The following is a 21,805-nucleotide window of genomic DNA, read 5'->3' as shown; positions in this document are numbered from 1 at the left end:
GTGTCACTCCTCGGCGAGGTGGTCGGGGGACTCCAGCGCGGCCTTCACGGCCTGGAGGAAGGCGACCGCCTCCCGGCCGTTGACCACCCGGTGGTCGTAGACGGCGCTCAGGTTGACGTAGCGGCGCGTCACGACCTGGCCGTCCGCGTCCAGCGCCAGCTCGTCCTGGGTGCCGCCGATCGCCACCACGCAGGTCTGACCGGGAAAGACGATCGGCCCGGCGAGCACCACGTCGGGGTCGGTGTGCAGGGAGACGACGATGGTGCCGCCGGCCAGCTCGCCGGCCCGGAAACCCTCACCGCCGGCCCGGGAGCGGAAGTCCATCAGCGTCTCGGCGATCTCCGCGCAGGTCAGCTCCTCCACGTCGCGGACCACCGGGATGAACAGCCCCGTGCCGACGTCGATGGTGACGCCGACGTGGGCCGCCTCGGCCAGTCGTACGCTGCTGCCGTCGCCGGGTGCGGCGAAGAGCAACGGGTGGTCCTCGCGCAACCCACCGATGGCCTTGACCAGCAGCTCCGGCAGGCCGACCAGGGTGCGGGTGGCGCGGGTGAGCTGCCGGGCCACCGCGAGGGCGGCGTCGGCGCGGACCTTGATGACGGCGAGCGCCGCCGGCACCTCGCGGTGGGACTCGGTGACCACGGCGGCCACGGCGCGCTGCGCGCGGGAGAGCGCGTGCACCGGGCGCGGGTCGTCCGGCTCCGGGCCGTCGCCGGCCGCCAGCGCGGCGGCCGCGGCCACCACCACCGGCTCGGTCGCGGCCGCGGGCGCCGCCGACCGGTCGGCCAGCAGGCGTTCCACGTCGGTACGCCGCACGACCGCCTTGCCGAGGCCGCGCAGCTCGTCGTCGCTGAGACCGTGCGCTGCCGCGAGTTCCCGGGCCGAGTCGGTGAGCACCGGCCCGCCGGGGGAGACGTTCGGCAGGGGTACGACAGCCGGGGCGACCGCCTCGGCGAGGAAGCGTTGCCGGGCCTCTTCGCTGTCGAAGACGTGACCGATGACGTCGCCCGGGGCGCACTCCCGGTTCACCTCGACGAGCCGGTGCAGGACGCCGTCGCCGTCGCTGAGCAGCTCCTCGGCCGCCTTGGAGGTCTCCACTTCGGCGATCGGCTCGCCGGCGCGCACCTGCTCGCCGTTCTCGGCCAGCCAGTCGAGCAGGACGTACGTCGTGTCGTTGTTGTTGAGCTTGGGGACGACCAGGTCAGTCACCACTGACGACCTCCTTCACGGCCTGGCGGATGTCGGTGTCCTGCACCAGCACGGTGCGTTCGAGATGCGCGGCGGTCGGGATGACGCTGTCGGCGGAGTGCACGAGGCGTACCGGCGCGCGCAGCGATCCCCAGAGCCGCCGGTGCACGACCTGCGCCAGCTCGGCGCCCCAGGTGCCGCCGGCGGTGCTCTCCTCGGCCACCACCACCCGGCCGGCCCGCGCGATCGGCGGCAGCAGGGTGTCGGTGTCCAGCGGCCAGAGCCGCGACGGCACCAGCACCTGGCAGACGATGTCGTCGCGCAGCAGCAGCTCCCGGGCCACCGACACCGCCCGGGCGGCCAACCCGCCGGGTACGACCAGCACGCAGTCGACCTGCTCCTCCTCGTCCACCCGGACCCGGGCGACGTCGGCGTCCGGGCCGATCAGGTCGTAGCGGAACAGCTCGTCCACCACGCCGTCGGCGTACATGCGGGTGGTGTAGAGGACCTTGTCCTCGAAGAGCAGACCCGGCCGGCCGGTGGCGAGCATGCCCGCGAGCACCGCCCGGTTGTCGTGGAACGGCGACACCTCGTGCAGGCTCAGGCCGGGGATGCCGATGAAGTGCTTCAGCGGGCTCTGGCTGTGCGTCGGGCCGTACCCCCGGTTGCCGCCGGTGGGGCAGCGCACCACCAGCCGCATCGGCACCCGCCTGCCGTACATGGCGGTGGACTTGCTGGCGAAGTTGAGGATCTGGTCGAACGCCAGCGCCACGAAGTCACTGAACATGATCTCGACGATCGCGCTCTGCCCGGCCAGGGCCAGACCGCCGGCCACGCCGACGATGCCGCCCTCGCTCAACGGGGTGGACAGCACCCGCTCCGGCCAGCGCGTCGACAGTCCCCGGGTCACCTTGAACGCCCCGCCGTACGGGTCGACGAGGTCCTCCCCGAGCACGGTCAGCGCGGGGTCGTCGGCCAGCAGCGCGTGCAACGCCTGGTTGAGGTTCTCCACCACCCGCTCAGCCACGGTCGGCCTCCGCCCAGCGGCTCGCCGGTCGGCCGGCGACGTCGGCGACCACCTGCGCCACGTACGCCCGTTGTCGCTCGTCGTGCGCGCCGAACTGCTCCGGGTACGCCTGGGCGTAGCGGGCGTACCAGTCGTGCGCCCGCGCGTGCGCGATCTCCTCCGGGCGGCGGCTGTCGTCGCCCTTGCTGTGCGGTCCCACCCGGTGCGTGAGCAGCTCCACCACGTACGGCGTGGACCGCTCGCGGACCCGGCGCAGCACCGGCGTCAGCGCGGCCCGGACCACCTCGGTGTCGGTGGAGGTCACCCGCAGGTGGTCCACCCCGAACGCCCGCGCCCGCCCGCCGATGCTGCCGGCGAGCTGCGCGTCGGTGGGCGTGGACTGGGCGATGCCGTTGTTCTCGACCACCAGCAGCAGCGGTAGCCCCCACAGCGCGGCCATGTTCAGGGCCTCGTAGACGGCGCCCTCGCCCCAGGTGCCGTCACCCAGGTAGACAAGCGCCAGTCGGCTCGGCTCGGTGCGCTTGAGGTGCAGCGCCACTCCGGCGGCCACCGGCACGCTCTCGCCCTGCACCCCGGTCGACAGGTAGCGGTCCCGCAGGATGTGCTGGCTGCCGCCGACGCCCTGGCACACCGCGCCCTCGCGGCCCATCACCTCGGCCAGCAGGCCGTGCGGGTCGGCGAACCGGGCCAGGTAGTGCCCGTGGCCCCGATGGTTGCTGAACACGAAGTCGCCGTCGGTGAGCAGCGGGCGCAGCGCCACCGGCACGTACTCCTGGCCCAGGCAGGTGTGGGTGGTGCCGTGCAGCTCGCCCCGGCCGAACATGTCCAGCAGGGCCAGCTCGAAGTGCCGGATCAGCAGCAACAGGTCCAGGTCGGCGTCGGCGAGCCGGGTCGGCGCGATCGGCGGCGCCTCGGTGCGGGTGGCGGTCACCGGGATGCCCCGTCCAGCTCGCCGGCAACGAGGTCGACCAGTTCGCCGACCGCGGTCACCGCCAGGTACGCCCGCAGGTCCAGGCGTACGCCGAGGTCGTCCTCCAGCGCGGAGAGCAGACGCAGCGCCTCCAGGCTGGTCCAGTTGGCCAGCGACGCGAACCGGACGTCGGGCGAGATCTCCTCGGCCGGTACGTCCGCGACCTGCTCGATGAGGTCCGCGACGGTGGTGAACAGGTCAGGCACGGATGTCTCCCTCCTCCAGGGCGATCCACGCCGGCAGCAGCCGGGGCGGGGGATGCAGCGGCAACACGTGCCGGGTGGTGCCGTCGTCGACGGATGCCACGGTGAAGCCCGCGGCGGGCCAGACGGCGCCGCCGGGCTTGTTGCGGGCGGTGGGCCGGAACAGGGCCTCCAGCCGGGTCGCGCCGGCGGCTCGGGCCAGCTCCGCCACCCGGTGCAGCGCCGCCTGCTCGACACCCCGGGAGAAGACCCGGCAGCTGAGCACGAAGTTCTCGATCACCCAGGCGTCCGGGTCGTTCCGGTCCAGCCACAGGCCGCCCACCAGCCCCTCGGCGCCGAACCGGTCGGTCACCTCGACGGTGAGCACCAGGTGGTCGGGGGAGTCGGCGCGCGCCCGGGTCTGCGCCTCGGTGTGCGCGCGCTCGGTCATGGTGAACTGGTTGGTGCGCAGCCCGAGCTGCGCGAGCCGGGGCAGGCTGTGCTCGTCGACCTCCCGGACGGTGACGCGCAACGTCAGCTGGTGCAGGTAGTCGGCCGCCGAGTCGAACGTGGCGGCGAAGCGCTCCCGCCCGGCGCGGGCCCGGTACAGCTCGGTGCGTTCCCGGTCGGTGGCGCCGGTGGCCAGCACGGTGAAGTGCCCCTCGGTGAGCAGCCGGGTGGGGAAGCCCGCCGGGTCGCCGGCCAACTCCACCACCCGTACGGTCGGCAGTTCGCGGCGTACCAGCTCGCACTCGAACGGGCTGTCGTCGGCGAACACGACGGCGTCCAGGCCCAGGTTGAGGGTGGTGGCGAGCTGGCGCAGGTTCTCGTCCTTGCGTCCCCAGTTCACCGCCTGGGCGACGAAGTCGTCGGAGCGCAGCAGCAGGTCCGGATGCTGCGTGAACGCCTCCGCCACCAGCTCGGGGTCGTTCTTGCTGCACACCGCGAGCAGCACGCCCTGCCGGCGCAGCGCCAACGCGCGACGCTGCACGTCCCGGTGGCAGTTGCCCGGATAGTCGGTGCCCAGCCGGATGCCGGTGAGCCCGTCGTCGCCGAGCACGCCCGCCCAGAGGGTGTTGTCCAGGTCCAGCGCGAGCACCTTCGCCGTCCGGCCGAGGACCGCGCGGCAGAAGGTGGCGGCCTCGTGCGCGTACCGGCGCTCCACCGTGGGCGTCCACGCCATGCTGGCGAACCGGTACAGGCGCTCGTCGCGCACCGGGCCGTCGTGGTCCACCAGCAGCGTCTCCAGATCCAGGGTGTACGTCGTGTCCCGCCCGCCCAGCTCCAACAGCTGGGAGTTCAGCTCCCGCCAGATCCGGCCCAGCTCGGCCCGGCCCCGGAAGCTGACCAGGCCGCGGTGCTCCAACGGCGACAGCGGCACGGTGTGCAGCAGCACCGCGCCCTCGTTGCGCGCCGCGTACCCGCGCAGCGCGGCGGCGAGCACGCCGGCCCGTTCGCCCAGCACGTCGGCGAGGCCGGCCAGGTCGCCGGGGTCCCACTCGGCGGGCAGGAACCAGCCGTCATGCAGCAGGCAGAGCGTGACGTCCGGCCGGAACTCGGCGAGCGCCGAGCGCGGGTCGCTGAGGTCGAGCACGAGCTGGTCGAAGCCGGAGACGTGGATCTCGGCGGCGATGCCGATCCGCAGCAGCGCCACCCGCAGCAGCGGTTCCAGCGTGCCCGGCGTGAACGTGCCGGTGACCGCGACCCGCAGCGGGCGAAGCGGGAAGTCGGGGCTGGCCAGCTTCTCGACGGGCACGTCGGCGAGCAGCCGACCGGCGGACGCGACGGTGGTGACCGCCGCGTCGTCCAGGTGGACCAGGCCGGGCGCCAGCTCCGGGTCGGCGGCCGCGTCGGGTCGGCGCAGCCGGCGGATCCGGTGCAGGACCTCCTCGACTCTCATGTTCGGTGTTCCTTCCCGTCGGTGTGGTGCGGCCGGTCAGACCCGCAGCAGGGTGCAGACCCAGTGCATGCCGCTGCCGGTGCTGGTCAGCGCGACCAGGTCGCCGTCGGTCAGCTCGCCGCTGTCGAGGTGGCGTTCCAGGCCGATGAGCTGGTCGGCGCAGCCGATGTGACCGTGGGCGAGGGCCAGCTCGACGTTCGTCCGCTCCAGCTCGACGCCGAGGTCCTTGGCCAGCTCCGCGAACTGCCGGGCGTTGTCGTGGAAGTGCACGAACCGGTGGACGTCGGCCAGCGTCACGCCCGCCCGGGCGCACGCCGTCTCCACCACCTGCCGGTTGCGCTCCCGGATCGTCGCGACGAACCGGAACATCCGGCGTACGTCCCCGGCGAAGAACTCGTTGAGCCGGTCGGCCGGGTCACCGACGCGGGGGGTGCCGCCGTCCGGGGTGAACGGCTGCGCCGCGCCGCCGACGGGCATGCGCATGAAGCCCGCGTACCGGCCGTCGGTGATGGTCTCGGTGGCCAGCCAGCGGCACCGGTCGTGGTCGCGCACCAGCACGGCCGCCGCCGCTCCGTCGGAGAAGACGCTTGTGTTCACCTCCATCCGGTTCCAGTACGGCTCGCACACCCGGTTCGCGCCGATCAGCAGCGCCGTCCGGTACTCGGGGTGGGTGGCGAACCGCCCGGCCACCGTGTCGAACGCGGCCACCCCACCGCCGCACGCCTGGTTGAGCAGCACCGCCTCGGCCCGGTGCGCGCCGAGGCGGGCCTGGGTGTGCGCGGCCGGGTCCCAGTAGAGGTACTCGGCCAGGTCGGGGATGGCCAGCACCACCAGGTCCACGTCGGCGGCGCTCAGCCCGGCCCGGTCCAGGGCCGTGCCGCCGGCCACGACCGCCAGGTCGGTCACCCCGACGCCGGGGCCGGCCCGGTGGAACGCGCGGTACTCCCAGGACCGCAACCGGTCCAGATCCTGGGTGTACGCGGCCGCGGCAGCCGCCACGTCGACCGGCTCGCCGAGGACGTGGGCCAGCGCGGCCACCCCGACGCCGACCGGCGGCGCGCTCATCGCCGTACCGCCGTGGCTGTCGGCGGTGTCGATGCGGCCGCTGTCGGCGGTGTCGATGCCGTCGCCGACGGTGGCGTCGAATTGTCGTCGGACGTGTGGGCGGCGCGCAGCCGGACCCGGGGGTCGGCGGGCGCGACACCGTCCAACTCGGACAGGAAGCGCCGAGCGGTGCCGTTGCGGCCCGTGTCGGTCCAGCGGACCAGCACCTCGCCAGCGCCGGCCGCGCCCGCCCGCCGGGTCACCTCCCGCAGCACGGCCGCCTCGACGCCCTTACCGAGCACCGGGCAGGAGAGGGAGAAGACGTCGACGGTCCAGCGGTCGACGGTCCGGTCCAGCGCGACGAGGCCCGAGGTGCCGTAGTCGCCGAGCCGGTCGCGTACCCGGATCGCCAGCAGGTCGGCGGCCCGCTCGGCCAGCGCGGCGGCCGGTGGGGCGGGGGCGAGGGCGAAGTCGTGCGCCCGTGCGGCGACCTCGGCGACCTCGGCGACGCTGTCGGCGGCCACCGGCCGGTAGTCGACGTGGACGTCCAGGCCGGCCACGAAGTCGTCCAGGGACAGCTCGGTGGGCGCGACGGCAGGCCGGGACGTGCCGCCGGTCCACCGTCGGGCCGGGAGCCGGTCGGTCAGTCCCGCCGCCCGCAGCTCGTCCGACCAGAGCGCGGGATCGGACCCGAGCGGGACGTGTCGCGGCGGCGCCTGCGTCGGGCCGGTACCCGCCAGCACGAGCTGGGCCAGCGCGACGTCCAGCTCGTCGGCGATCTCGGCGAGCTGGTCGGCCAGCGGCCGCTCGTCGGTGACCCAGCCGTCCAGCACCGCCAACAGGTCCGTCGCGTCGGCGCTCGACCACCAGTCGGCGCCGGTGGCCCGCAGCGCCACGCGTACGCCGGCGGCGCGCAGCTCGCGCAGCGCCGGCAGCAGGTGCGCCGCCCCGGTCAGCCCGTCGCCGTCGAGCACCAGCGCTCGGCAGCCCGCGCCGAACCCGGCGGCCACCAGCGCGGCGGCGGTGGCGCCGAGCCGCGCGAAGACCTCCTCGGTGTACGGCACCTTCGCGAAGCGGAACAGCGCCGGGTGATACGCCCGCTCGTCACCGACGGCCCGGACCGCCTCGTCGGCGTCGACGAGCAGCACCCACGGGTCGCCGGCCAGCCGGTCGCGCAGCCGTTGCCGGACGGCGGTGGCGCTGGCGGTCACCCCGTCGGCGTGCATCGCGTCGGCCGGCCCGTACGGGCGGGAGGCGGGGACGGCCGGCAGGACGTACACCAGCAGGGCCCGGTGCCGGCGCGCGGCGGTGACTGCCGCCTCGGCCCCGGCCAGCAGCTCCGCCGCCCACGCGTCGCCGCTCGGACCGGGGTCGCCGGCCTCTTCCAGGCGCTGCGCCACCACCAGCACGTCGGGTCGCGCCTCGGCGAGGAAGCCGTCGGTGGCGAGACACTGCTGCACGACCTGCTGGAACGGGCCGACGGCGAGCGTGGCCGGCAGCCCGGTGTCGTGCAGGGCCAGCCCCAGGTACGGCACCAGCGGATCCACCGTGTAGCTGGTCAGCAGCGCGACGCGCAGCGCCGGTGCCGGCCGCTGGCGGGTGAGCGCCTGCCAGCGGGTGCGTCGGGAGAACAGGTCGGCGCTCATCGGGTCTCCGTGCCCTTGGCGCGCAGCACGGTGCGCAGCTCGCCGACGCTGCGCACGTCGCGGATCTCCTCGAAGGCGAAGGACAGCCCGTAGACCTCCTCCAGGGTCACCACCAGTTGCAGGTGCCGCAGGCTGGTCCAGGTGCCGATGGTCTGCGGCCCGGACTCGTCGGTCACCTCGGCCGGGTCGACCTCCAGGACCCCGGCCACCACCTCGGTCAGCGTCACTTCGCCACCACCGCGCGGTCGTCGGTCAGCTCGTCGGTGCCGCTCGGCGATGGCAGCGGGGCCGGCGGGTCGGTCGGCTCGTCGTAGTCGGGCAGGTCGACCTCCATCCGGCGGATGCTCGGCGAGGCGAACCCGGCCGCCGCGACGCCGATGCCGAACAGGCCGACGATCACGAAGATCAGGCCCATCCCCGCGCCGGGTCCGCTGCCGACCAGCCACCCGAAGTACGGGACCCCGGGCCCGCCGTCGCGCATCATCGGCTCGAACCAGCGGTCCGCGGCGATACCGGCCAGGGCGGTGCCGCCGGGGTACGCGAGGTCCTCGATGAACTGGCGGGCGGCGAAGACGCGGCCCTGGTGCGACGGCTCGACCTTCTCCTGCCACACCGACTGGGCGTACCCGTCGATGAACGGGATGGACAGGTGCAGGAAGAGCAGGGCGACCGACCAGACGATGATGCTGTCCCCGACGCCGTAGACGATCCGGCCGAGGACGCTGAAGACCAGGATGGCGATGAGCATCCGGCGGATCTTGTGGCGGGTGTTGGGCAGCAGCCCGAGCAGGAGCGCGCCGGCCACACCGCCCACCGCGCCGATGGTCTGCACCAGGCCGACCGCGTTGGTGCTGCTGTCGGTGCGGGCCAGGATCTGCGGCACCAGCAGGGCGAAGCCGACCGCGGCGAGCACGTTGATGGCGAACATGATCGCTTCCAGCCCGGTGAACGCCCGACTGGCCAGGATGTAGCGGAAGCCGTAGATCGTGTCGTACCAGAAGCCGCCCTCGTTCTGCTGCGTCGAGCGGGGCCTGGGTGGGAGCTGCACCAGCAGCACCGCGCCGATCGCCACCAGGTAGGACAGCGCGTCGATGAGCAGGATGACCTTGATGTCCATCAGGCCGAGCAGCGCGGCGGCGAAGCCGGGGGCGAAGATCACCGGGATGGTCCGGACCGCGAACATCATCGCGTTGGCCCTCGGGTACTGGCCCTTCTCCATCATCACGGTGATGGTCGCCTGGTACGCCGGCAGCTGGAACGCGAGGAACGCGCCGGTGACCAGGTTGACCAGGTACAGGTGCCACACCTCGACCGAGCCGCTGAGGAACAGCAGCAGCACGACGGCGGTGGTGATCGCCGAGCCGACGTCACTGAGCACGATGGTCAGTCGTCGTCCCCACCGGTCGACCAGCGCGCCGGCGATCGGGCTGAAGATCACTGTCGCGCCGAACGCGAACGCCATCAGCATGGTCAGGTCGAAGGCCCGGCCGGTGGCGTCCCACACCCAGATGCTCAGGGCGAAGTTCGTCATCCGGGTGCCGAGCGCCGACAGCAGCTGGCCGAACCAGATCGTGGTGAACCCGGCGAACCGGGACGGGCGTCGGAACGCCATGGGGTCTCCTCCTACTGCCGTGGCGGTTGCCCGTGGTTCCCGACCAGGCGCAGGAGGCTGGTCCGGATGCCGTCGAGCAGGTTCTCAGCGGTCTCCGGCCGGAAGGCCGGAGTGGCGTAGCTCAGATCGACGCGCAGTGCGGGGCCGGTGAGCGACCCCGTCACGTCGAAGGGGAAGGGCCAGTGCCCGTCGGGGTCCTCGGTCGGCCCGAACGGCGCCGTGCAGACATCGAGGAGCTGGTTGGCCGGGGCGACGTCGTCGAAGCCGAAGCCGCCCATGTAGTTGACCGCGACCGGCGGCGGTGGCGTCGCGGCCAACCGGTCCCGTACGTCGTCGTCGGGGCAGAGGTGGCGCAGCAGCGAGTACCCGATGCCGTTGTCCGGGACCCGGCCGAGCTGGCGGATCACGGAGCGGACCGAGCGCGCCGCGTCGGTGGTGGCGGGCAGTTCCAGCCGTAGGGGATAGAGCACCTGGAACCATCCCGTGGTGCGACTGACGTCGACGTCGTCGAAGAGCGGTTCCCGGCCGTGGCCGGTCGTGGCGACGGTGACCGCGCCCCCGGTACGCCCCGCGACGGTGGCCACCACGGCCCACACGAGCAGGTCCCGCACGCTGGCGCGCAGCCGGCGGGCGGCGGCGTGCAGTCCCCGGGTCGCCGCCTCGTCCAGCGTCACGGTGGCCAGGCCCAGGTCACCGAGGCGGAACGGCGCGGCCCTCGGCTCGTCGGCCAGCTGGGCCAGCACACCCTCGTCGGCCTGCGCCAGCCAGAACGGCAACTGCTCGCGCAGCTGCGGCGAGCCCGCGTACTCGGCCAGCCGCCGCGCCCAGGCCCGGTACGACGTGGTCTTCGCGGGCAACGCCGGCTCGACCCCGCGTTCGAGCTGGTCGCAGAGCGTCTCCAGGTCGGCCAGGAGCACGCCCCGGGAGACCGCGTCGACGACGAGGTGGTGGTTGACGAGCAGCAGCCGATCGGGCAGCTCCGGGCCGAGCCGGAAATGCGCCACCCGGGCCAGCGGGCCGGCCGTGAGGTCCAGACCGGTCTGCGCCTCGGCGCAGCGGGCCTCGACGGCCGCCTCCCGCTCGTCGACGCCGAGCCCGGTCAGGTCGTGGCTGACGAACGGGACCGCGTCGGCGGGGTCGGCGTGGTGCTGACGCCAGCTCCCGTCCGGCTGGCGGGTCAGGCGAAGCCGCAGGGCGTCGTGCTGGGCCACCAGCCGGCGGACCGCCTCGCGGAGCAGGTCGGCCGGGAGCGGGCGGGCCAGCTGGAGGTAGTAGGGGTGGTTGAACAGGGCGGGCCGGCCCATGGTGGGGGCGACCAGGTCGGTGAACCAGCGCTGCGCGCCGGTCAGCGGGGCGTCGCCGTGCACCGCGCCCTGTTCGGCGTCCAGCGCCACAGTCGTCTCCCCGAGGCTGGCGGCCAGCTCGGCGACGGTGGGGTGGCGGACGAGCTGTCGCGGGGTGATGTGGATGCCGGCCGCCGCGCAGCGGGCGACGAGCTGCATCGCGAGCAGCGAGTCACCGCCGACGGCGAAGAAGTCGTCGTTGATGCCGAGCTGGTTGGTGCGCAGCAGCTCCGACCAGATCGCCACGAGCTGACGTTCCCGGTCGGTGCGCGGCGCGGCGGCGGCCCGGTCGGCCGAGCGCCGGTACCCGTCGGTGACCGCGCCGCGCAGCGCCGCCGCGTCGCTCAGCTCGGTGGCCACCTCGGCGAGCAGGCCGGCGGGAATCCGGTCGACCGGCGCGTCGGCGGCCCGGGAGACGTCCGCGTCGAGCGACCAGAGGCCACGCAGCACGTCCACCGGCCCGTTCGCCGGGTCGAAGGGCAGCGCCGGGGCGTCCGGCGGCGCGGGTTCGGTGGCCGGGTGCAGGACCAGCGTGGCCGCGTCGGTGGGCGGGGTCGGGGCGTACCCGATGATCCCGGCGGTGACCAGCGCGGACAGCTCCGCGCCCTGCGGCGTGGTGGTGAGCAGCACCTCGCGCCCGGACCGGGCCTGGGCCGCGAGCAGCCGGGCCAGCTCCGCCTGCCGGTGCGCCGGCCCGGCCGGTACGACCAGCCGGCTCAGGGCCGGGTGCCGGACCGCCCGCCGCACCACCAGGGTCGCGGCGACCGCCGCCAGCTCCGGCGACCAGGCGTCGCCGGCGAACAGCTCCGGCACCCGGTAGCGTCGCGCCCACGCCTCGACCGCGACGACGTCGACGTCGGGCCGGGCCTCGGCCAGCCGCGCGGTCAGCTCCGCGAAGACCGCGCTCCACGGCGACGTCCGGTACGGCGGCGACGGCGGGCACACCACGAGCGTCAGCGCCGCCGCGCTGTGCCCCCGGTGGACGTCCAGTGCCGCCAGCAGCTCGGTGTGGAAGTCGCGCAGCCCGACGATGCCCGCCCCCAGCGGACCGGGTGTCCGCCGGTCCTCCCAGCGCAGCACCAGCACGTTGTGGTCCCGTTGCCCGGTCGCCAGGCCGGCGGCCGGATCGCGCAGCAGCCGCAGCAGCGCGCCGGACGGCAGGTGTTCGAGGGCGTGCGGCAGGCCGAGCAGCCCCGTCCAGAAGCGGACGGTCGCCGCCAGCCCCGGCACCTCGACGGTGCCGCCGACGACCAGCCGGGGCGCCGGCGGCGCGAGGCGGCGGGGCGCCGACACGCGCCGTCCCCCGCCGAGCGGGGCGTCCGGCCGACGAACCCCCTCGTCGAGCACCTTCGCGAGCCCGGTCAGCAGCCGGACCATCCGCTCCGGCCCGAACAGGTCGGCCCGGTACGCCAGGTCGGCGTGCAGGTCGTCGCCCTGCCAGGTGACGCTGAGGAAGAGGTCGAAGTCGACACCGACGCTCGGCACCTCGACCGGCGTGGCGGCCAGCCCGGCGAACTCCGGCAGCTCGTCGGCGCCGTCGAGGACGTTGAGCACGCACTGGAACAGCGGGTGGTACGCGGCCTGCCGGGGCAGCCGCAGCGCCTCCACGATGGTCGCGAACGGCAGCCCCTGGTGCCGGTACGCCTCCCGTGCCGTCCGGTACGCCCGGGTCACGAGCTGCCGGAAGGTGGGCCGGCCGCCCACGTCCACGCGCAGCGGCAGCAGGTCGGCGAAGCAGCCGATCAGCGGGGCGAGTTCGGCGCGTTCCCGGCCGGCGGTGGGTACGCCGAACACCAGGTCCGGTTGCCCGCTCTCGGTGTGCAGGAGGGCGGCGAAGCCGGCCAGCAGCACAGCGAACGGGGTGACCCCCTCGGCCCGGGCCAGCTCCCGCACCGCCGCACCGAGCCCGGTGCCCAACCGCTGGGCCTGATAGCCGGCGACGTCCGAGCGCTCCGCGGGGCGGGGGTGGTCGGTGGGCAGGTCCAGCAGCGGCGGCGCGTCGGCCAGCCGCTCCCGCCAGTACGCCAGGTGCGGCTCGACGGCGGTGGACGCCAACCAGTCGCGTTGGTGTCGGGCGTAGTCGGCGAACTGCACCGGCAGCGGGGGAAGCGGCCGGTCGACGCCGGTGGCGTGGTGGGCGTACCGGGCGGCGAGGTCGTCGAGCAGGATGCTCCACGAGGTGTTGTCGCAGACGATGTGGTGCATGCCGAGCAGCAGGTGCCAGCGCTGCTCGGGCAGCCGCAGCAGGCGGGCCCGCACCAGCGGGCCGGCGGCCAGGTCGTACCGGTGCGCGGCCAGCTCGGCGGCCGCCCGGCGCAGCGCCCGGGCCTGCTTCGCCGCCGGCAGCCCGGTCAGGTCCAGCGTCTCCAGCCACGGGTCGACGTGCGGGCGTACCACGGGTTCCGGTTCGCCGCCCCGGTCGGAGAAGGTCGTCCGCAGCACCTCGTGCCGGGCCAGCACGTCGTCGAACGCCCGGCGTAGCGACGTCTTGTCGAGGTCGCCGCGCAGCTCGACGGCGGCGGTGGTGTTGTGCCGGACGACGTCGTCGCCGAGCTGGTCAAGGGCCCACAGCCGTACCTGCGCCGAGGAGGCCACCGCGGGCGTACCCGGCGGGGCGGGGGTGAGCGGGGCGAGCGCGGTGGCGTCCGGGTCGGCGTCCAGCACGGCGGCGAGCCCGGCCACGGTCGGGTTGGTGAACAGGGTGTAGAGCGACACCTCGCGACCGAACTCGGCCTGCACCTGCGACAGCAGACCGGTGGCGAGCAGCGAGTGCCCACCGAGGTGGAAGAAGTCGCTTGTCACACCGACCTGCTCGACACCGAGCGCGGCGGCCCACAGGCCGGCGAGCCGCTCCTCGGTCGGGGTGCGCGGCGCGACGATCTCGCCGTCGGCCGCCGCGACAACCGCCGGAGCCGGGCGGCTCCGGTCGGCGACCGCCGCGGCCGTGCTCAACTCCTCGACGACGTACGCGGCCCGCTCCGACCCGATCGCCGTGCGCAGCCCACTCGCCCCGGTGGCCGGCACCGGCGCGGGCGGGTCCAGCGGCCAGACGTGGGCGAGCAGCCGGCGCAGCTCGTCCCACCCGGCGGGCACGGCCAGCGCCAGCACGCCCGGGTGCGCCTCACGCAGCGCCGCGACGGCCTGCGGGTCGGTGTCGAGCACCACAGTGGTCGCCGGGTCCGCGTCGGCGAGCGCGGCGGCCGTGTACGCCCGCACCTCGTGACCGGGCAGCGCGCCGACGAGCCGGTCGACCGGCAGCCGTTCGGCGTCGACGAGCACGAGGCGGCGCGGCTGGCCGACGAGCCGCCGCAGCTCCCGCAGCACGATCGTGCCCAGCGCCGCGAAGTACTCGCCCGTGTACGGCACGTGGCCCAACTCGTCCGCGCGCTCGTCGCTCACCTCGCTCACCGGGTACGCGCCGGCGTGGTCGGCTGCCCAGACCGCGTGCACCCCCGGCGTACGGGCGGCCAACGCGGCCAGCCGGTCGTCGAGGCGGCCGGACCGCTCGCCGAGCCGGTCGGCGACGCGCGGCGACGCGGGGCACACCACCAGCAGCAGCGGGGCGTCGGTCCGCCGTCGGTACGCGGCCACCGCCGCGTCGAGGTCGTCCATCGCCGCGTCGAGGGCCGCCTCCGCGCCGGTGTCGTCCTGCCGGCGCAACCAGTCCTCCCACCGCAGCAGGCAGACCGTGGCGTCGGCCGCCGGCCCGGCCAGCAGGTGGGCCACCAGTTGGCCGTACCCGGCCAGCTCCACCGACGCGGGTACGCGCAAAAAGCGCAGCCAGAACTCCACCGGATCGCGCAGCGGGTCCACGGTGAAGGTGGCCGCCAGGGCGATGCGGTGGCGGCGCAGCCCGGTCACCTCCGACAGCGGCCGGCCCGGCGCGTCCGCCATGACGCGCAGCAGCTCCGGCAGCCGACCCACAGTCGCGGCGATCGTCTCGTCGAGGTACAGGTCGGCGTTGAAGTCGACCGCGCCGTCGATCCGGTCACCGTGCGCGGTCAGGCTGACGAACAGGTCGAAGTCGGTGAGGCCACTCTCGGCGGGCACCGGCCGGAAGGTGACCCCGGCGGCCTGCCGCTGCTCCACGCCGCCGTCGGTCATGGTCGCCAGCACCTGGAACAGCGGGTTCACGCTCGGATCGCGGACCGGGCGGACCTCCTCCACCACCCGCGCGTACGGGGCCTCCTGATGGGCGTACGCCTCGCTGACCGTGCGGTGCACCCGGCGGACGAGGTCGCGCACGCTCGGGTCGCCGCCGGTGTCCACCCGCAGCACCAGCATGGTGGCGAAGCAGCCGATCAGCGGTTCCAGGTCGGTGCTCGCCCGGCCGGCGGTGGGCATGCCGAGCAGCAGGTCGTCCTGGCCGGTGGCCTGTCGCAGCAGGGCGGTCAGCCCGGCGAGGACCACGGCGTTGACGGTGGCGCCCGCGCTGCGGGCCAGTCCGGCGAGGGCGGCGGCCACCTCGGCGTCGACGGTGAACGGCAGGCTCCGGCCCCGGTGGGTCTGCACCGGCGGCCGGGGGCGGTCCGGTGGCAGCGTCGAGCGGGCCGGCGCCGAGGCGAGCCGCTCCCGCCAGTGCGCCAGGTGACCGGCCAGCTCCCGCTCCGCCTCCGGCCGGCGGCGGGCGGCGACGTGCGCGACGAACCGGGTGGGCAGCGCGGGCAGCCCGGCCGGTACGCCGGCGGCGAACTCGCCGTACCAGCTCACCAACTCCTCGACGAACACGCCGGCCGACCAGGCGTCGAAGACGATGTGGTGCGCGGTCACCAGCAGCAGGTGCTCGTCGGCGGCGAGGGCGAGCAGCCGTACCGCGAGCAGCGGCCCGCTGGTGAGGTCGAAGGTGACGGCCGCGTGCGCGGCCACCTCCCGGTCGACCGCCGCCTGCCGATCCGACTCCGGCAACGCCGTCAGGTCGAGGACCGGAAGCGGCACCTCCAGGGCGTCCGACACCCGCTGGGTGACGACGCCGTCGACGGACGCGAACACGATCCGCAGCGCGTCGTGCCGGGCCACCACCGCGTCGACCGCCCGGTGCAGCGCCGTGACGTCGAGAGGGCCCGTGATCCGCTCGGCGAAGGGCACGTTGTAGACCGGCGTGCCGGGCTCCAGCCGGTCCAGGAACCAGAGCTGCTCCTGGGTGAAGGAGAGCGGATAGCTGGCCGGTACGCCGCCCGATCGGGGCGTCGGGTCGGCGGTGTCGGGGCGGCCGGCGCGGGCCTCGCTGGCGCGGGCCTGGCTGGCGCGGGCCTGGCTGGCACGGCTCTGGCGCAGCCGCAGGGCCAGCAGCTCCCGCTGCTCGGGGGTGAGGTCGGCGAGGTCCGGGTGCAGGTCCTGGGTCATCGGGTGGCCCCTTCGACGTACGCGCGGTCGGCGGCCGGCCCGCCGCCGAGCAGGCGGGACAGCGGGGGAGGGGAGTCGTGCAGGTAGAGGTGACCCCCGGGCACGACGGTCAGCGAGAAACCGGAGTCGGTGCAGGCCGCCCAGCCGGCGACCTCGTCCGGGCTGACCAGGGGGTCGTCGGCCGCCGCCACCGCGTCCACGGGCAGCGGCAGCGGCGTCACGGTCGCCGGCCGGTACGACGCGACGACTGTCAGGTCGGCCCGCACGGTGGGCAGGATCAGCTCCAGCAGGCCGGGGTCGTCGAGCACCTCGTCCGGGATCCCGCCCAGGTCGTGCAGCCACCGGGTCAGCGCCGCGTCGTCGAGGCGGTGCGCCGCGCCCAGGGGTGCCGCGTTGCGCGGCGGACGGGCCGCCGAGACCACCAGACGCTGGGGTACGTGGTCTCGCGCGACCAGGCGGGCGGCCACCTCGTACCCGATCAGGCCGCCCATGCTGTGGCCGAAGATCGCGAACGGCGCCGGCACCCGCTCGACGATCGCCTCGACCAGCGGGGGCACCAGTTCGTCCATCGTGCTCAGTGGCGGGTCGGCCAGCCGGCGCTCACGGCCGGGCAGCTGCGCGGTCCACACCTCCACGTCGTCGCCGAGCAGGGTGGTCCATGGCCGGTACGCGGCAGCTCCGGCACCGGCGTACGGCAGGCACACCAGCCGCAGCCGGGCGGCCGGGCGCGGCGCGACGCAGCTCAACCAGGCTGCGGCGCCGGCCGCTCGGGTGGCGGTCGTCGGCATGGATACGGGTGGTGTCGCCATGCCCGCACACGCTAGGAACGGGCCGTGACAGCGGTCTTAGCGTCGGCTGAGGGTTCGTCGCGGTGTCCGCTGCGCGCGGCCCGAGCGAGCGGTCCGCGCTCTCGGCGAGGACGGCCTCATCCAGCTCGAGCCCGCCGAGGCGACGAGCGGTGGGGATCCTAGAGTGGCCGGCGTGCCGATGAAAACCGCTGCCCTGACGACGACGCTGACGTTGCTCTTCGTCGCTGCGGTCGCCTGTGCGCCCTCGGCCCCTTCGCCGCAGCCCACGAGCGCTGATCTGACGGGAATGTGGTGCGGCTCCTCGGGCGACCGGATTGATCTGCGCGAGGACGGGTCGGCGCGGCTGGACGCGATCTCGGACGCCTACCTCTTTCACGTCGTCAGGGATCTCCGGGTCACGTGGAGCGACGAGTACATCTGGCGCACCTACTTCGACGGCCGCCGGCCTGCTTCGGCTCAGGGCACGTGGACCTTCAGCGAATACGAGGACGAATACGACGAGGACCACGACGACGGCGACCAGTGGGTGCGACTTGACCTCGGGGAACGCAAGGCCGCGCCCACGCGTGACCAGCAATCCCCGGAGCGCTACACATTCGGCGACGGGCTGCTGGTCAGCCATGACGGCAAGGGGTTCGAGCTGTTGGCCCTCGATGGGATGCCGGACGAGGGATGGTCGAGCCGCTTCACCCCCTGCGCCGAGCGGCCGGTCGGACGATGAAGCCGCCCGGCAGTGGCTGTCGCGGTGGCTCGTCGCCCTACTGCTCGGTGGCGACCGCCGCGATGGCGTAGTGCGGCCGATGGACGCCACTGTCGGGCCGCTCCAGGCGCTCGACCTCGGTGAAGCCGGCGCGCGCCAGCCGCTCGGAGATCTCGTCGACGGGCCACCGGTAGGCGGTCATGACCTTGTGGTCGAAGGCGTCGATCTCGTCGCCGGCGAAGAGGCCCAGCACCAACCTCCCGGACGGGGCCAGGGCACGCCGGAACGTGGTGAGCACGCCGTCGAGGCGCTGCGGCGGCAGGTGGATCAGCGAGTACCAGGCCAGGATGCCGGCGACCGAGTGGTCGGCGACGTCGAGGTCGTCCAGCGACCCGAGGCGGTAGCTGCCGCCGGGGTGGGTCGCCCGCGCGTGGGCGATGAACTCGGGCACCACGTCCACGCCCGTGGCGTCGACGCCCAGCGAACGAAGGTGGTCGGTGAGGTGACCCGGGCCGCAGCCCAGGTCGAGCACCGGACCGGGTCGGCCCCCCAGGTGCCGGCCGATGAGGGCGAGGTCGTCGGGGTCCACCCGCTCACGCGTGCCGAACAGTTCGATGTAGAGATCCGCGACCGCGGCGTACGCCTGCCGTACCTGTTCCGTGCCCACCGCCCGACTATAGGAGCGCCGGACCGGGTCGGCCCACCGCACGCAACCCCCCGTCCAAAAGATCGTTAATGCCCGGGGGTGTGTCCGGGATGTCGCACGCGTGGACGGGACGGCTGCTGCGGGATCCGGTGGCGGGCGCCGCCGAGGCGCTGTTCTTCTTCCTGCTGCTCTGGTTGATCTGGATGTTGGCGGCCTGGGTCACCAGCCTCTACGATCCGGCGCTGCCGTTCGTCCAGGCGCTGGTCATCGTGGTCATGTTCGGCGCGCTGGTGCTGGCCATCGGGATGCCCCACGTGTTCGGCGGCCGAGCCGTGGTGTTCGCGGGCACCTACGTCACCATCCAGCTCGGCCGGCCGCTCGCGCTCACCCTGGCGTTGCGCCGCCAACCACGACGGTTGGTGACCACCCGCATCACGATCTGGACGGCCGTCGTCGCAGTGCCCTGGCTCGTCGGCGCCGCCGTGAGCGAGCACGCCCGGCCCGCGGTCTGGGCCGGCGCCCTGGCCATCGAGTACGTGGGGTTCGCCACCGGCTGGCCGATACCCCGGCTCGGCGCCTCCCGGGTGAACCAGTGGGTGATCAACGGGGTCCACCTGGTGGAGCGCTACCAGCAGGTGTTCCTGATCGCACTCGGCGAGGCGATCCTGGTGATCGGCCTGGCCTCCAGCGCGGACCCGTTGACCCCCGCGGCGGTCGCCGCCTTCGTCATCGCGTTCGCCGTCACCGTGCTGTTCTGGCGGATCTACTTCCACCGTGCCGGACACCTGCTCCCCCCGGCGATCCGCGACTCCCGGTCCCCGGCGCGACTCGGTGAGAGGGCGACCTACATCCACCTGGTGACGGTGGCCAGCGTGCTGATCACCGCAGTCGGATTCGAGCTGGTCATCGCCCACCCCGCCGACGAGGGCGCGTTGCCGCCGGCGGTCATCATGCTCGGTGGTCCGGCGCTGTTCCTCCTCGCGCAGGCCTGGGCGGAGTACGAGGTCTTCAGGCGGCGCCCCGTCCACCGGCTGGCCGGGGCGTTGGTGCTGGCCGCGGCAGTCCCGGTCGGCGCCCTGCTGCCGGGCCTGGCGGTCCTGGTCATGGCCGCCGTGGTGCTCGTCCTCGTCGGCGGGGCCGACACGCTGGTCAGCCACCTGAAAGATGCCGATGATCTGCCCTCACCCGCGTGACGGGAATCAGGGTCGCTCGGTAAAAGACCTGAGGGGAAACCGGGGCCGCACCCCCGGCGGCTGCCGTGGTGGAGCGTCGCCGTGCTGCTCGTCGGCATCGTCCTGCCCTCCGTCGACGTCGGCCATCAGCGGGTCAGGTCGGCATAGACCGCGATCTGCCAGGCGAGCACGGCCGTGGCGGCGACCTCAATGAGAGATACGGCGACGAAGGCGACGCTCAGGGGCCCGTTCGCCCAGAAGACGATCAGAGCGGCGAGCGGCGGGACGACGAAGGTGCCAAGGTCGACGGCGAGTTGCAGATACTTCCTGGAGACGCGGCGGGCGTCCGAGCGGTGAGCCGTCTCCCAGCCGAAGGCGGCCTCACCTCCAGCGGTCAGCGCGACCAGGCGGGGGCCAAGGTCGGTGCGGACGTAGCGACCGATCGCGGAAATCTTTTCGTCGTTGATCAAATAAGTCCATCCGAGAACGACGCTTGCCACGGGCAGCAGGAGCAACAGGTTGGCGTGGCCCTTCACGGAGAGAGCGGCCGCGACAACCGCCGCCATCGAGCCGAGGGTGGCATAGATCAGATTGTCGCGGAACCCGATCCGGGTGCGCTGCTCCTGTTTCAGCTGCTCATACTCGGTGAGCAGCAAACCGCCGGTAGTGATCTCGCCGACCATGCACGTCCTCCCGGATCGACAGGTGATGCGCCCCATGATGCCCGAGGCCACCAAGGACGGGCGATCGGTGAATAAGTCGACAACCTTGGCCCGTCGGGCGGCGCAGACGAGCAGGTATCCAGCGATTACCCGGCATTGTTGTCGCCCTGTCGGTCGTGCTCCTTGGCCGAGCGTAGGTCTTCCCGTCAGTCGTCTGTCCATTGTCGGGTTTCGACACCGATGGACGGCACTTTCGCATCTTCACAGGCCGTGTTGGCGCTGCTAGGTTTGCCCAGGATCCGCCCCCGGCGCGTGTGGGGGAGCCGGGGGTTACACCCAATCGGACAAGGGCGGCTGTGCCTCACACCGTCCGCAACATGACTCGGGGCATCGATGACTGGTCGACAGGCGTCGATATCGGCGACGGTGTACCAGCCGACGTGGAACGAGCACCTGGCGTTGCACGTGTCCAAGCTGGTCGTGGGTTTGGCGACCAACCCGCTGAGCCGCACTGTCCAGGATGGACTTGATCGCTGGTTGGCGGCGAAGAGGTCGGCCGCCGAAGACGGCTACCGGGTCTCCGTCCCGGGTGACGCCACGATCGACCGCCTGTGGCACCGGTGGGGCGAGGTCGCCACCGGCTGGCCGAGTGAGCAGAGAGCCTGCCTCGACCTCACCAACTGCGCATTCTCCGATGTGGCAGGTCCTGCCTTTCTCATCTCGAAAATGGTCGAGCGGCACCGCCTCGGGCTGGTTACCAGAGTCCGACTTCCCGAGCAGCCAGAGATGATCAATTTCCTCCGGGAAATCAACTTCCTGGAGGCGATGACCGTCGCCACCGAGACTCCGCTGCCTCAATTGCTGACCACGCAGAGCGTGTACCGATTGACCCGGGTCGACTCCTATCCTCACCGCCGGACGGCGGCCAGACGCCCGACCCTGCCCTTCAACATCTTTCCCTTCAAGGTCCTGCCACTCGGGTCGAGCACTCGGCACGCACCGGCAGTGCGGTACGCGGCGGACTGGCTGTCGAAGCATGTGGTCGCGGCGCTCGATCGGGATCTGGACGGCCATGGCGCGCAGGTGGCCCGCCGGGTCATCCTGGAGACCCTGATCCGCGCGTCGATCGGCCACGAGAAGCGGACCGCGGTTGTCGCCGCGCACTACGGGATGCGACGTTCCGGTCGCGCCCACCTGCAGATCGCCTTCTGGTGGGACGGTGCCGACGATCGATCGACCCAGGTGGCAACGGCCGATCTGCTTGACCTGGTGTTCGAGGAGGCGCAGGAAACGCTCGCCACTGTGGCGCCCACGTCCACCGCGCTCCGAGACGCCTGGCAGCCGCCGAACAATCCCACCGTGCTCGCCAGCGCGGTGATCGACATTTTCGGCGGCCAGCTCGACGCCTACGGTGCCGACGTGCACCTCGCCGTGGCCCGTGACCGCAGTGACGGCAGCGACGTCCCAGCTCTGCCACCGACGATCACCTGCGATCAGTCGCACCGTGGGACAGTGCGTGGCGACCTCGTAGTCGTGACCCTTCCGCTCAGCGACTAGTTCG

Annotated in this window: 16 protein-coding genes; 3 read left to right on the top strand and 13 right to left on the bottom strand. The window is 73.5% G+C overall.

Annotated elements, in window-relative coordinates:
• Positions 1-3: 3 nt before the first annotated feature.
• From ABZU53_RS15180 to ABZU53_RS15130, 11 genes are read right to left on the bottom strand one after another with little or no spacing between them, the layout of a single operon-like run.
• The gene (locus ABZU53_RS15180; RefSeq protein ID WP_355066406.1) at positions 4-1,209 is read right to left on the bottom strand and encodes a 2-oxo acid dehydrogenase subunit E2; all 1,206 of its coding nucleotides are present in this window, start codon (positions 1,207-1,209) and stop codon (positions 4-6) included.
• Positions 1,202-2,215: a transketolase C-terminal domain-containing protein gene (locus ABZU53_RS15175; protein ID WP_355066405.1), complete on the bottom strand. Its 1,014-nt coding sequence runs from the start codon at positions 2,213-2,215 to the stop codon at positions 1,202-1,204. The genes ABZU53_RS15180 and ABZU53_RS15175 overlap by 8 nt, the downstream gene beginning before the upstream one ends.
• On the bottom strand, positions 2,208-3,146 hold the full coding sequence (locus ABZU53_RS15170; RefSeq protein ID WP_355066404.1) for a thiamine pyrophosphate-dependent dehydrogenase E1 component subunit alpha: 939 nt from the start codon (positions 3,144-3,146) through the stop codon (positions 2,208-2,210). The genes ABZU53_RS15175 and ABZU53_RS15170 overlap by 8 nt, the downstream gene beginning before the upstream one ends.
• Positions 3,143-3,391, bottom strand: a complete 249-nt coding sequence (locus tag ABZU53_RS15165; RefSeq protein ID WP_355066403.1) for an acyl carrier protein — start codon at positions 3,389-3,391, stop codon at positions 3,143-3,145. The genes ABZU53_RS15170 and ABZU53_RS15165 overlap by 4 nt, the downstream gene beginning before the upstream one ends.
• Positions 3,384-5,267, bottom strand: a complete 1,884-nt coding sequence (locus tag ABZU53_RS15160) for an HAD-IIIC family phosphatase (RefSeq protein WP_355066402.1) — start codon at positions 5,265-5,267, stop codon at positions 3,384-3,386. Before ABZU53_RS15160 ends, ABZU53_RS15165 begins: the two co-directional genes overlap by 8 nt.
• 36 nt (positions 5,268-5,303) lie before the next feature.
• Positions 5,304-6,332, bottom strand: coding sequence for a 3-oxoacyl-[acyl-carrier-protein] synthase III C-terminal domain-containing protein (locus ABZU53_RS15155; protein ID WP_355066401.1), 1,029 nt, complete (start codon positions 6,330-6,332; stop codon positions 5,304-5,306).
• Positions 6,329-7,957 carry a hypothetical protein gene (locus ABZU53_RS15150; RefSeq protein WP_355066400.1) on the bottom strand — a complete coding sequence of 543 codons (1,629 nt, stop codon included), beginning with the start codon at positions 7,955-7,957 and terminating at the stop codon, positions 6,329-6,331. The genes ABZU53_RS15155 and ABZU53_RS15150 overlap by 4 nt, the downstream gene beginning before the upstream one ends.
• Complete coding sequence (locus tag ABZU53_RS15145) at positions 7,954-8,184, bottom strand: acyl carrier protein (protein WP_234591281.1); 231 nt, start codon at positions 8,182-8,184, stop codon at positions 7,954-7,956. The genes ABZU53_RS15150 and ABZU53_RS15145 overlap by 4 nt, the downstream gene beginning before the upstream one ends.
• The gene (locus tag ABZU53_RS15140) at positions 8,181-9,569 is read right to left on the bottom strand and encodes an MFS transporter (RefSeq protein ID WP_355066399.1); all 1,389 of its coding nucleotides are present in this window, start codon (positions 9,567-9,569) and stop codon (positions 8,181-8,183) included. Before ABZU53_RS15140 ends, ABZU53_RS15145 begins: the two co-directional genes overlap by 4 nt.
• A gap of 11 nt (positions 9,570-9,580) precedes the next feature.
• Positions 9,581-16,255 carry a condensation domain-containing protein gene (locus ABZU53_RS15135; protein WP_355066397.1) on the bottom strand — a complete coding sequence of 2,225 codons (6,675 nt, stop codon included), beginning with the start codon at positions 16,253-16,255 and terminating at the stop codon, positions 9,581-9,583.
• Positions 16,252-17,064, bottom strand: a complete 813-nt coding sequence (locus tag ABZU53_RS15130; RefSeq protein WP_355066395.1) for an alpha/beta fold hydrolase — start codon at positions 17,062-17,064, stop codon at positions 16,252-16,254. The genes ABZU53_RS15135 and ABZU53_RS15130 overlap by 4 nt, the downstream gene beginning before the upstream one ends.
• Before the next feature lie 172 nt (positions 17,065-17,236).
• Between ABZU53_RS15130 and ABZU53_RS15125 the strand changes: the two genes are divergently transcribed.
• The gene (locus ABZU53_RS15125; RefSeq protein ID WP_355066393.1) at positions 17,237-17,785 is read left to right on the top strand and encodes a hypothetical protein; all 549 of its coding nucleotides are present in this window, start codon (positions 17,237-17,239) and stop codon (positions 17,783-17,785) included.
• A 37-nt stretch (positions 17,786-17,822) separates the two neighbouring features.
• Here the strand turns inward: ABZU53_RS15125 and ABZU53_RS15120 are convergent, their stop codons facing one another.
• Positions 17,823-18,431, bottom strand: a complete 609-nt coding sequence (locus ABZU53_RS15120; RefSeq protein WP_355066391.1) for a class I SAM-dependent methyltransferase — start codon at positions 18,429-18,431, stop codon at positions 17,823-17,825.
• An 89-nt stretch (positions 18,432-18,520) separates the two neighbouring features.
• On the opposite strand from ABZU53_RS15120, the gene ABZU53_RS15115 reads away from it, so the two are divergent.
• Positions 18,521-19,603 (top strand): low temperature requirement protein A, encoded by a 1,083-nt coding sequence (locus ABZU53_RS15115; RefSeq protein ID WP_355066389.1) that lies wholly within the window; start codon positions 18,521-18,523, stop codon positions 19,601-19,603.
• A gap of 125 nt (positions 19,604-19,728) precedes the next feature.
• On the opposite strand, the gene ABZU53_RS15110 is transcribed toward ABZU53_RS15115, so the two are convergent.
• Positions 19,729-20,265: a hypothetical protein gene (locus ABZU53_RS15110; protein ID WP_355066388.1), complete on the bottom strand. Its 537-nt coding sequence runs from the start codon at positions 20,263-20,265 to the stop codon at positions 19,729-19,731.
• A 444-nt stretch (positions 20,266-20,709) separates the two neighbouring features.
• On the opposite strand from ABZU53_RS15110, the gene ABZU53_RS15105 reads away from it, so the two are divergent.
• A complete protein-coding gene (locus ABZU53_RS15105; protein ID WP_355066386.1) occupies positions 20,710-21,801 on the top strand; it encodes a hypothetical protein in 1,092 nt (363 codons plus the stop codon).
• The last annotated feature ends 4 nt before the right edge of the window (positions 21,802-21,805 follow it).

The sequence above is a fragment of the Micromonospora sp. NPDC005194 genome, assembly GCF_040608335.1.
Classification (GTDB): Bacteria; Actinomycetota; Actinomycetes; order Mycobacteriales; family Micromonosporaceae; genus Micromonospora.
Note: the sequence above shows the minus strand (reverse complement) of the source record. Positions and strands in the feature narration are given on the sequence as shown.

What these genes read in the sequence shown, in the direction of transcription:
- ABZU53_RS15160 (WP_355066402.1), bottom strand. Translation starts at nt 5,267, where the DNA reads ATGAGAGTCGAGGAGGTCCTGCACCGGATCCGCCGGCTGCGCCGACCC.
- ABZU53_RS15115 (WP_355066389.1), top strand. Translation starts at nt 18,521, where the DNA reads ATGTCGCACGCGTGGACGGGACGGCTGCTGCGGGATCCGGTGGCGGGC.
- ABZU53_RS15110 (WP_355066388.1), bottom strand. Translation starts at nt 20,265, where the DNA reads ATGGTCGGCGAGATCACTACCGGCGGTTTGCTGCTCACCGAGTATGAG.
- ABZU53_RS15150 (WP_355066400.1), bottom strand. Translation starts at nt 7,957, where the DNA reads ATGAGCGCCGACCTGTTCTCCCGACGCACCCGCTGGCAGGCGCTCACC.
- ABZU53_RS15130 (WP_355066395.1), bottom strand. Translation starts at nt 17,064, where the DNA reads ATGGCGACACCACCCGTATCCATGCCGACGACCGCCACCCGAGCGGCC.
- ABZU53_RS15140 (WP_355066399.1), bottom strand. Translation starts at nt 9,569, where the DNA reads ATGGCGTTCCGACGCCCGTCCCGGTTCGCCGGGTTCACCACGATCTGG.
- ABZU53_RS15135 (WP_355066397.1), bottom strand. Translation starts at nt 16,255, where the DNA reads ATGACCCAGGACCTGCACCCGGACCTCGCCGACCTCACCCCCGAGCAG.
- ABZU53_RS15155 (WP_355066401.1), bottom strand. Translation starts at nt 6,332, where the DNA reads ATGAGCGCGCCGCCGGTCGGCGTCGGGGTGGCCGCGCTGGCCCACGTC.